Annotated in this window: 9 protein-coding genes; 3 read left to right on the top strand and 6 right to left on the bottom strand. The window is 69.8% G+C overall.

What is annotated here, in order from left to right; genetic code table 11:
- Together FJ251_10740 and FJ251_10735 are read left to right on the top strand one after the other, a co-directional pair.
- Positions 1-382: peptidylprolyl isomerase (locus FJ251_10740; GenBank protein MBM4118197.1), on the top strand; the 382-nt coding region annotated here is incomplete at its 5' end.
- Positions 383-469: 87 nt separating this feature from the next.
- A complete protein-coding gene (locus tag FJ251_10735) occupies positions 470-1114 on the top strand; it encodes a peptidylprolyl isomerase (GenBank protein MBM4118196.1) in 645 nt (214 codons plus the stop codon).
- A 96-nt stretch (positions 1115-1210) separates the two neighbouring features.
- On the opposite strand, the gene FJ251_10730 is transcribed toward FJ251_10735, so the two are convergent.
- The 6 genes from FJ251_10730 to FJ251_10705 all read right to left on the bottom strand — a co-directional run bounded on the left by FJ251_10730 (position 1211) and on the right by FJ251_10705 (position 7728).
- Entirely contained in the window at positions 1211-1420 is a 210-nt protein-coding gene (locus FJ251_10730; GenBank protein MBM4118195.1) for a zinc ribbon domain-containing protein, read from the bottom strand.
- A gap of 81 nt (positions 1421-1501) precedes the next feature.
- Positions 1502-2041: a pyridoxal 5'-phosphate synthase glutaminase subunit PdxT gene (gene pdxT, locus FJ251_10725; protein ID MBM4118194.1), complete on the bottom strand. Its 540-nt coding sequence runs from the start codon at positions 2039-2041 to the stop codon at positions 1502-1504.
- A 127-nt stretch (positions 2042-2168) separates the two neighbouring features.
- A complete protein-coding gene (gene pdxS, locus FJ251_10720; protein MBM4118193.1) occupies positions 2169-3050 on the bottom strand; it encodes a pyridoxal 5'-phosphate synthase lyase subunit PdxS in 882 nt (293 codons plus the stop codon).
- Positions 3051-3245: 195 nt separating this feature from the next.
- Positions 3246-3590 carry a hypothetical protein gene (locus FJ251_10715; protein MBM4118192.1) on the bottom strand — a complete coding sequence of 115 codons (345 nt, stop codon included), beginning with the start codon at positions 3588-3590 and terminating at the stop codon, positions 3246-3248.
- A 139-nt stretch (positions 3591-3729) separates the two neighbouring features.
- Positions 3730-4581 carry an RNA polymerase sigma factor RpoD/SigA gene (locus tag FJ251_10710; GenBank protein ID MBM4118191.1) on the bottom strand — a complete coding sequence of 284 codons (852 nt, stop codon included), beginning with the start codon at positions 4579-4581 and terminating at the stop codon, positions 3730-3732.
- A 321-nt stretch (positions 4582-4902) separates the two neighbouring features.
- Complete coding sequence (locus FJ251_10705) at positions 4903-7728, bottom strand: insulinase family protein (GenBank protein MBM4118190.1); 2826 nt, start codon at positions 7726-7728, stop codon at positions 4903-4905.
- A gap of 35 nt (positions 7729-7763) precedes the next feature.
- Between FJ251_10705 and FJ251_10700 the strand changes: the two genes are divergently transcribed.
- Positions 7764-8483 carry a hypothetical protein gene (locus FJ251_10700; GenBank protein MBM4118189.1) on the top strand — a complete coding sequence of 240 codons (720 nt, stop codon included), beginning with the start codon at positions 7764-7766 and terminating at the stop codon, positions 8481-8483.
- The last annotated feature ends 821 nt before the right edge of the window (positions 8484-9304 follow it).

The raw sequence follows: 9304 nt of genomic DNA, 5'->3' as shown, positions 1-9304 counted from the left end.
CGACCCGAACACCAGGCCCGACGGCAAGGGCGTGCCCGGCACCGGCGGCCACAGCTACAAGGGTCCCGGCACGCAGCTGTCGGCCGAGTTCAACAAGCGCAAGCACACGCGGGGCATCCTCTCGATGGCCCGCAGCCAGGATCCGCACAGTGCGGGCAGCCAGTTCTTCATCATGCACGCGGATGCACCCTTTTTGGACGGCCAGTACAGCATCTTCGGCGAGGCGATCGCGGGGCTCAACGTCGTCGACGCCATCGTTGCCAGCGATCGCGACGCCGGCGACCGCCCGCGCGAGGATCAGCGCATCGAGAGCATTCGGGTCGAGCAGTGGGACGTCGCTCGCGTGGCGTCCACCCTGGCGGCTCGGAACAATCAGGGCTAGCGGCCGTCCGCGCGCGGACGGCGGGAACCGCCGCTTCCGGGCGGCATTGACACGGCTCGTTTGACGACCCCAGCGGAAAGGCGAACCATGACCCGTCTTGCACGCATCGTCCTCGCTCCGGCGCTGCTGCTCCTCCTTCTGAGCACAGCCGCCAGCGCCGCGGAGAAGACCGAAACGGTGGTCACCCTCAAGACCAACCGCGGCGACATCGTTCTGCGCTTCTTCCCGACCAGCGCGCCCGAGCACGTGAAGAACTTCGTCTGGCACGCCGAGCACAGCTACGGCGGCTGCCTCTTCCACCGGGTGATCCCGGGCTTCATGATCCAGGGGGGCGACCCGAACAGCAAGGACAAGGACCCCACCAACGACGGCATGGGCGGCTACAGCTACAAGGGCGAGGGCACGAACCTGCCGGCCGAGTTCAACGACCGCAAGCACACGCGCGGCATCCTCTCGATGGCGCGCTCCCGCGAACCGGATAGCGCCGGCAGCCAGTTCTTCATCATGCACGCCGACGCGCCCTTCCTGGACGGCAAGTACAGCGTCTTCGGCGAGGCCATCGACGGCATCGAGGTGGTGGACGCGATCGTGGGCACGCCGCGCAACAAGAACGACCGGCCGAACGAGGACCAGAAGATCCTCAGCGCCATTGTCGAGCAGTGGCCCACCGAGAAGGTCGAGGCGACCAAGGCCGCGATGCTGGCCGAGGACAAGGCGAACACGCAGAAGTAGGCGCGCGGCGCGGTGAGAATGCAGAAGGGGAGCGGCGACGCCGCTCCCCTTCTTCGTTTCCGACAGCGGCAGGCAACGCCCACCGAATCAGATCCTTCAGCCACCCCCGCCGCAGCTGTGGCTGGGCGCGCTCCCGGCCTTGTCGCCGGCCGAGCTGGTGGCGAAGCTGGACAGCAGCCGCCGCGGGCCCTTCGCCCCGCACTGCGGACAGGGCAGGGTGGGCTCCATGGCGTCGCGACTGCTCATGCCGAGCAGGACCGTGAACTTCTCGCCGCACTCGCGGCACTCGTAGTCGTAGAAGGGCATCGACCGCTCACCCCCTTGCCCCCGGCCGCGGGGGCGATCTCCGATCAGTCTAGGCAGTGAATGGCGTTTTCGCCAGGCAGCTCAGCGGTCCGCCAGGAATTCCCGGAGGAACCAGGCGTGGACGCGCGGGTCCGCCGTGAGCTCCGGATGAAAACTCAGTGCCAACAGGCGGCCCTGCCGCAGGGCAACCGGCTCGCCCTGGAAGCGCGCGAGCACCTCGACGTCCGGGCCGATCCGCGTCACTCGCGGCGCGCGGATGAAGATCGCCTTCAGCTGTGCGGGGCCGGGTTCGCCGGTGGGTCGCGGTAGCGGCCAGTCGATCTCTTCCTGGAAGCTGAAGATCTGCCGGCCCCAGGCGTTGCGGGCGACGTCGATGTCGAGCAGGCCGTAGGGCGGGAAAGGCAGGGCCTCGGCCCGCTGGGCGAGGAGGATCATCCCCGCGCAGGTGGCGAGCACGGGGCGCGCCGCCATGAACTCGCCGAGAGGCTCGCGCAGGCCGCTCGAGGCCAGCAGATGACTCATCGTCGTGGATTCGCCGCCAGGCAGCACGAGGGCGTCCAGACCCGCCAGCTCGGCCGGCCCCCGCACCGCGCGCGTTGCGGCCCCGACGCGCTCGAGCATGCGCAGGTGCGGCTCGACGGCGCCCTGCAGGGCGAGCACGCCGACGGCGGGTACGGGATGCAGGCGCGGGTGCGGCGCTGCGTCGCGGCGCCCAGCGGGGCGGCGGCTGGACTCGCCGGCGTCCACGCTAGTTGCCTCGCGTCTGCATGACCTGCTCGGCGGGGATCTCCGCCATGTCCAGGCCCTTCATCGCCCGGCCGAGGCCCGCCGAGACCGCGGCGAGCCGCGCCGCGTCCTGCCAGTGCGTGGCCGCCTCGACGATGGCCTTCGCCATGCGCGGCGGGTCCGTCGACTTGAAGATGCCCGAGCCGACGAAGATGGCCTCGGCGCCGAGCATGCGCATCAGCGCCGCGTCGGCCGGCGTGGCGACGCCGCCCGCCGAGAAGTTGGGCACGGGCAGGCGGCCGGTCTGGGCCGTCTGCTGGACGAGGTGGAACGGCGCGCCGAGGGTCTTCGCCTCGGCCATCAGCTCGCCGGGATCGAGCTGGGTGAGACGGCGGATGCCCCCCACCACCGCGCGCAGGTGGCGCACGGCCTCGACGATGTTGCCCGTGCCCGCCTCGCCCTTGGTGCGGATCATCGCGGCGCCCTCGCCGATGCGGCGCAGCGCCTCGCCGAGATCGCGGCAGCCACAGACGAAGGGCACCTTGAAGTCGTGCTTCCAGACGTGGTTCGCCTCGTCGGCGGGCGTGAGCACCTCGCTCTCGTCGATGAAGTCGATCTCCAGGGCCTCGAGAATGCGCGCCTCGGCGATGTGGCCGATGCGGCACTTGGCCATCACCGGAATGCTGACGGCCTTCTGGATCGCCTGGATCATCTGCGGGTCGCTCATCCGCGCGATGCCGCCGTCGGCGCGGATGTCCGAGGGGATGCGCTCCAGGGCCATCACGGCCGCGGCGCCGGCGTCCTCGGCGATCTTCGCCTGCTCGGCCGTGGTCACGTCCATGATGACGCCGCCCATGAGCATCTCGGCGAGGCCGACCTTCTCCTCGAAGGTGCTGACTTTCATGGACTTACCTCCGCTGGTGGAAGGCTGGGCCGCGGGAGACCCCTGGGTCCGCGGGCGGGAAGGCGGGGCGGGCGCCCCTGACGCCGGCATGATAAGAAGGGGGGGCGGGAGTGTCAATCGACCCCGCCCCCCGCAAGCTTCAGATTGGCAGCGGATTAGCTCCGCAGACCGGCCGCCGTCGATGCCGCCGCAGGCCTAGTGGCCGTGCCCGGCATGCTCGGCGCAGCCCTGGCAATAGTGCTTGCCCTGGACCTGCACGGCGTCTGCCTTCGCCATTTCCATCCCGCAGCCGCCCGCGCACTTCACGCGATCATCGGCGGCCGGCGCCGTCGACAGTTCCTCGCCCGCCGGGGGCGCGCTGAGTTGCGCCGCGCAGCCCGCGCAGTAGGACTTGCCGTCGATCACCTTCGCATCGGCCTTCGTCAGCTCCATGCCGCAGCCGCCCACGCAGGGCACCGTGGCCTCGGCCTTCTTGCCACAGCCGCTGCCCGCGAGAGCGACCAGCAGCGCCAGGGCCATGAGCATGAGGATGCGCTTCATCTCGCTCTCCTTCGTGAGGGTCCCCCCTTACATAGCCCAGGGAGGCAGGGAGGGCAAGCCCGGCTTCGCCTCCGCCTCTGAAACGCAAAGCCCCCCGCGGCTGCGGGGGGCCTTGCGAGTCGATTGCCGCCGGGCGCCGCTAGTGGGCGTGCTCGGCGAGACGCCGGCCGACGTGGCTGTTGCGGATGCGGCTGAGCGCCTTGACCTTCACCTGCCGCACGCGCTCGCGGCTGATATTCAGGTCCTTGCCGATCTCCTCGAGGGTCATCGGCTCGCGATCGCCGAGCCCGTAGTAGTTGCGAAGGATCATCGCCTCGCGCGGGCTCAGCGAATCGAGCGCCGCCTCGATCAGCGCGTGGAACTCGTTCTTGTCGAGCTGCTCCGCGGGGCTGATCTGATCCTCGTCCTCGAGGGTGTTCAGGAGGATGTGATCCTCCTCGTTGCCCACGGGCTCGTCCAGCGACCGGTAGGTGTTCGTCGCCAGCTCGATCTCGTTGATCACCGACTCGGTGATACCCAGCGCCTTGGCCAGCTCGGCCTTGGTCGGCTGGCGGCCGAGCTGCTCCCAGAGGGCGCGGTTCCGCTTGCGGATCTGGTAGAGGATGTTGGCCTTGTTCATCGGCAGGCGCACGATGTTGCCCTGCTCGACGATGGCCTGCATGATCGACTGGCGGATCCACCAGACGGCGTAGGAGATGAACTTGAAGCCCTTCTTCTCGTTGAAGCGGTAGGCCGCCTTGATCAGGCCGAGGTTGCCCTCGTTGATCAGATCGAGCAGGCTCAGGCCCTGGCCGACGTACTGCTTGGCGATCGAGACCACGAACTTGAGATTCGCAGTGATCATCTCCTCCAGCGCCTTCTCGTCCCCCTCGCGGATGCGCACCGTGACGGCGGCTTCCTGCTCGCGGCTCAGGCTCTGGTAATCGCCGATCGACTGCAGGTAGGCGTTGAGCGTCTCGCTCTCGGCCTGGTTCTGATAGGCTCCAGCCATCTCACTGCCCTCGTGGTCAGACCCCGATCGGGGTCGCATGCCGTTGCGCTTTATCGTGACGAATTGTGAAGATTGTCACAACTCAGCGCCCGGATTATCAGGGAAGCACTCGGCCAAGTCAAGCGCAAAGCAAAACGCCGGCCTCTTGCCAGGGTTCCCGTCGAATCACAAACGGTCAAGAGTACGCGAGTTATGATTCCGGTATGCCATGTACATTGCGAAACGGTTACAGCATTGGCGCCAATTCCTCCAATATCTGGCGGAATTGCAGGCGAAAAAGGCTGGTAATTCCTTAACAAGTGGCGTCAGGTATAGAGGATTTCACTGCAAGCCGCCTCCGGCAAAAACCCAAGTCCAGTCATCTTGCAGCAGGTATTGCCGCGCCAGGGCGGCAAGTTCTGCCGGGGTAGCCGCGCGCTGCCGGGCCACCCGCTCGGCGTCGCCGGCAAAGGGAGCCAGGCCGAGGTGCTCCAACAGGCCAAGCCGGTAGGCCTGGTGGATGCGTGCGAGATCCCGCATCAACTCCCGCCCCCAGCGGCCGTTGACCGCCCGGAACACCTCGCCGGCATCCGGCGGCTCGCTGGCGAGGCGCTCGAGTTCCGCGCGCAGCCCCGCCCTTGCGCGCTCGCGGTTTTCCGCTCCGGTAGCCATCTGCAACGTGACGAGGCCAAAGCCAGGCTCCTCCCCGCTGAGGCCTGGCGCGAGACTGAGCCCCGCACCCACTGAATAGGCCAGGCCCTGCTTCTCGCGCAGTTCGAGAGCCAGCCGCGCCGAGAGCACGTCCACGAGCACCTCCAGCGCATCGGGCTGCTCGCCAGCCGGCGGGAGCACCCGTGCGGCGAGCAGCGCAACCTGGGCCTTGTCCTGGGGGCGGAGGACTTCCGCCGGCCCGACGGACAGGGTCGTTGACGGCGGCTCGGCGCCCGGCGAGGCCGGTAGCGCGCCGAAGCGCGCCTCAACGGTGCGGCGCAGAGTCGGCAAGGGCAACCCGGACACCACCGAGAGGATCATGCGCTCCGGCGCGAAGTAACGGGGGTGGAAGGCGCGCAGTTCCTCGGCGGTGATCGCCCCCAGGCTGGCCGGCGTGCCCCGTAGACTGCGGCCGCGTGGCCCGCCCGCGAAGAGCGTCTCTCCGAGGGCCTCGCGGGCCAGTTCGCTCGGCCGCTGGCTGCCCATGCGCAGGTTGCTGATCAGCGCCGCCTTCTCGCGCGCCACGGCCGGCTCCGGGTAGCTGGCCTCGCCGAGCATTTCGACCAGGAGGGTCAGCGCCGCGTCGGCGGTCTCGTCCAAGGCCTCCAGCCGGAGGAAGCTGAAGTCCTCGCGCGTGTAGTAGTCGTCGAACGGAATGTAGGGATCGTCGCCGACCTTGAGCCGCGCCCCGAGCCCGGACAGCGCCGCCGCCAGCGCCGCCTCGTCGCGCCGCTGCGTGCCGGCCGGCAGCAGGGCATGAGCCAGCGCCACCATCCCTTCCCGGCCGGGCGGTTCGCAGGCCGAGCGGCCGCGCACGAGGACGTGGGCCGCGCAGACCTCGCTCGAGGGATCCGAACGCAGGAGAACGGTGAGCCCATTCGCGAGGCGGAAGCGCGCCTCGCCGCTAGCGCCGGCGGCCGGCATGCTCGACGCCCGAGCGGGCCGCAAGGGCGCGGCGGCGTCGACGCGCAGGCTCGTTCCCGCTGCCGGCGCCAGCGCGAAGGCGGCTGCCGGCAGCCCGCCGGGCAGAACGGTCGCCGCGCTGTCCACGTCCTGGGCGCTCCAGATCAGCTTGGGGGCGCCGGCGAGCAGGCTCCGCTCGAGGGCGCCGCGCAGCGCGGCCGGGTCGAGGGCGGCGACCCGTTCCCGATAGTCCTTCAGGAAGGCATGGCCGCCCAGGTGCAGCTCCGCGGATTTCATCATGGCGTAGTAGTGGTAGGTGTCCTGCAGCAGGATATCGTCGACCCGCAGCCGGTTGGCGAGCTCAGCCGTCCAGGCGGTGTCGGGCACCCAGCTCGCCAGCCGTCCGAGGCGTTCCCGGAGTGCCGCGATCAAGGGGGCGGGATCCGCCTCGCCCGCGTCGAGCGTCAGGGTGAAGAGGCTGAAGTCGGCGAACAGTTCGAGGCCGGCGCTCAGCTCCAGGGCGGGTGTCGCCTCGCCGCGCAGGGGAGAGCGGTGCTCGTCCGTCAACATCTCGGCCAGGGCGAAGAGGGCCGGGGCATCGCCGCTGGCCAGCGGCGGCGCCAGCCAGACCAGGTCCAGCCGAGGCGCGCCTTCCTCCGCGCGGTAGAGATGCAGCTGAGGCGACGACGGCCAGGCCGGGCGCACCGGCGCCGGAGCGGGCGCGGGGCGCCCGGGAGCGGCGCCGAAGAGCGAGTCGATCAGCGCGAGGGCGGACCGGCGCTCGAAGTCCCCCACCAGGAAGAGGCGGCAGTTGCCCGGCTGGTAGCGCTCCTTGTAGTAGGCGAGGACGTCCTCGCGGCGCAGGCGCTCGATCGTCTCCGCGCTGCCGAGAATCGGGTGCGCGTAGGGCGTACCCGCGAGGAGATGGGCGTTGCGGTGGAGCTCGCCGCGGTAATCGCCACTGTCGTAGTCCTTCTTCATCTCCTCGATGACGACGCGCTTCTCCTTCTCGAACTCCGCCGGCGGCAGCAGGGAACCGAAGAGCATGTCGGCCTGTATGGCGAGGCCTTCGCGCAGGTACTCCCGCGGAATCAGGAGGATGTAGCAGGTGTACTCGCGCCGCGTGAAGGCGTTGATGTATCCGCCGTAGGCCTTGATCCCTTCGTTGATATCCTCGCGGCTGCGCGTCGCCGTGCCGTTGAAAACCATGTGCTCGAGGAAGTGGCTCGCGCCGTAGTCCTGGGCGTCCTCGAAGCGGGCGCCGGCGCCGACCGTGACGATCGAGGCCACCATCGGGCCGCCGTGGGACTCCTTCAGGAGGAGCTCCAGGCCATTGGCGAGTCGGGATTGCTCCAGCGGCCCGGCGGCCGCGGCGATCGGCGCGGCGAGAAGCAGCCAGAGAGAGGCAAGACGGCGGAAACGCGGCGTGCGGAGGACGCTCTGACCCATGCTCGACTCCCGGGAAAGTGTTTGAGCCGGCGGAGGAATCCGCCTAGACTGGCACAGGCTGCCATAAGCGCCGCCCGCTTGCAAGCCGCCTGCAATCACCTCCATCCCTAGCGAGGTCCGCAACGATGTGCTTCCCACACGTGACTCCGCCCATCCGCGGCAGTGCGCTGACGCTCGCCCTGATGCTCTTGCTCACGTCGCCCGGCGGGGTGCTCGGCGAGACGCTGCATCGGGTGACCCTGCTCGACGGCTCGGTGCTCCAAGGCCGCCTGATCGCCATGGACGACGCCCAGCTCATCCTCCACACGGACTTCGCCGACTCCCTGCGGATTGCGCGCGACCGCATCAAGGAGATCGCCTTCGTCACGGGCGAGGCGGCGCTGCCGACGCCCGCGGTCGCCGCTGGGCCTGCCGGCGTCGGCCAGCTCGAGGTCGCGCTGATCGGCGACCAGCCCCGCTCCTCGGCGCGCTATCGCCGTCCCGGCGACCGGGAGCGGATGCTCGATCTCAACGTGCTTCACTTCAAGGTCTTCATCGACGGCGCCCTCGCCTATCAGGACGCTGACAGCACGATCGAGAAGGAGTTCTCCGACCGCGGCTGGACCTTCCTGCGCAACGACCACGAGTTTCCGCCGGTGATTCTCGCGGTGCCCGCGGGAAGCCATCGGGTGCTCATCGTGGTCGGTAACGAGCTCGATCGTCTCGAGGCCGGGGAGAAGCAGTCTCAACTCTGCTCGGCGGAGCTGATGGTCGAAGACGTACTGGTGCGCCCCGACGAGAAGACCCGCCTGGCGATCGCCGGCGACGGCAGTCGGTTCCGCTACGGAAAGTACGCGCTGAAGCTCCTGAGCACGCGCTAGGGCCCTGCCCGCGGCGGCTCGCTCCCGGGTGAGCCGCCTTGCGCGGCCTCGGGAACCCCATCGGGCGGCGGCAGGGTCGAGTCGCGGCGCAGCACCAGGCGCAGACGGTAGTCGGCGCGATCGCGAGCCTCGCTGGCGCCGATGCAGGCCTCGCAGGCCAGTTCCGCCCGCCAGCGCGCCCCCCAACCGAGGCTGACGCCGCCGCCTGCGCTGCCGAGCCTCAGTTCCTCATCGTCAGCGGGTTGCCAGATCAGCCCCCCCGTCAGGAAGCCGCCCCAGCCCGCTGCGGGCAGCAGGCCGCTGCGCAGGGCGAGCTCCCAGCGCTTGGGCCAAGCTCCCCCCTCGGCCTCCGGGACGATTCCGACGAGCTCCCAGCAGTAGCTGAGAGCGGTCGCGAACTCGAGGCGATCGCGGCGCTCGACGATGAGCCCCAGGCGCCCGAAGGCGCGGCGCTCCGCCAGGGGCGCCAGCTCGCGAGCGGCGGGGGGCAGCCAGAAGTCGCCGGTCGCGCGCAGCCCGGCCGCGCCACTGCCCGCAAGGCGCAGGCCGCCGCCGATGAGGAGGTTGTCGCGCCCCGCGCGGCCGCCGTTGCCCAGCGATGAATAGACCCAGGGCAGGCAAAGCGACCAGCCCAGGCGGTTGCCGCGGCTGCCGGCGTAGCGCAGAGAGTGCCGGTGGCCGGCCCAGACCGGGGCGCCGAAGTAGCTCGAGCCGAACTCGAGGCGACGCGTGTCCGGCGGCAGCGCGGCCTGGCTGTCCAGAACGCCCTCGCTCTGGAGCAGGCGAGCGGAAACCGGCGTGGCGAGCAGCAGCAGAAGCCC

The sequence above is a fragment of the bacterium genome (genome assembly GCA_016873475.1).
Classification (GTDB): Bacteria; Krumholzibacteriota; Krumholzibacteriia; order JACNKJ01; family JACNKJ01; genus VGXI01.
The sequence above is the reverse complement of the archived record's forward strand: the minus strand, read 5'-3'. Positions and strand labels throughout refer to the sequence as shown.

Bases quoted from the DNA above. Each gene is read 5' to 3' on its own strand.
- pdxS (MBM4118193.1), bottom strand. From the start codon at position 3,050: ATGAAAGTCAGCACCTTCGAGGAGAAGGTCGGCCTCGCCGAGATGCTC.
- FJ251_10710 (MBM4118191.1), bottom strand. From the start codon at position 4,581: ATGGCTGGAGCCTATCAGAACCAGGCCGAGAGCGAGACGCTCAACGCC.
- FJ251_10735 (MBM4118196.1), top strand. From the start codon at position 470: ATGACCCGTCTTGCACGCATCGTCCTCGCTCCGGCGCTGCTGCTCCTC.
- FJ251_10730 (MBM4118195.1), bottom strand. From the start codon at position 1,420: ATGCCCTTCTACGACTACGAGTGCCGCGAGTGCGGCGAGAAGTTCACG.
- FJ251_10715 (MBM4118192.1), bottom strand. From the start codon at position 3,590: ATGAAGCGCATCCTCATGCTCATGGCCCTGGCGCTGCTGGTCGCTCTC.
- FJ251_10705 (MBM4118190.1), bottom strand. From the start codon at position 7,728: ATGGAGGTGATTGCAGGCGGCTTGCAAGCGGGCGGCGCTTATGGCAGC.
- pdxT (MBM4118194.1), bottom strand. From the start codon at position 2,041: ATGCTCGAGCGCGTCGGGGCCGCAACGCGCGCGGTGCGGGGGCCGGCC.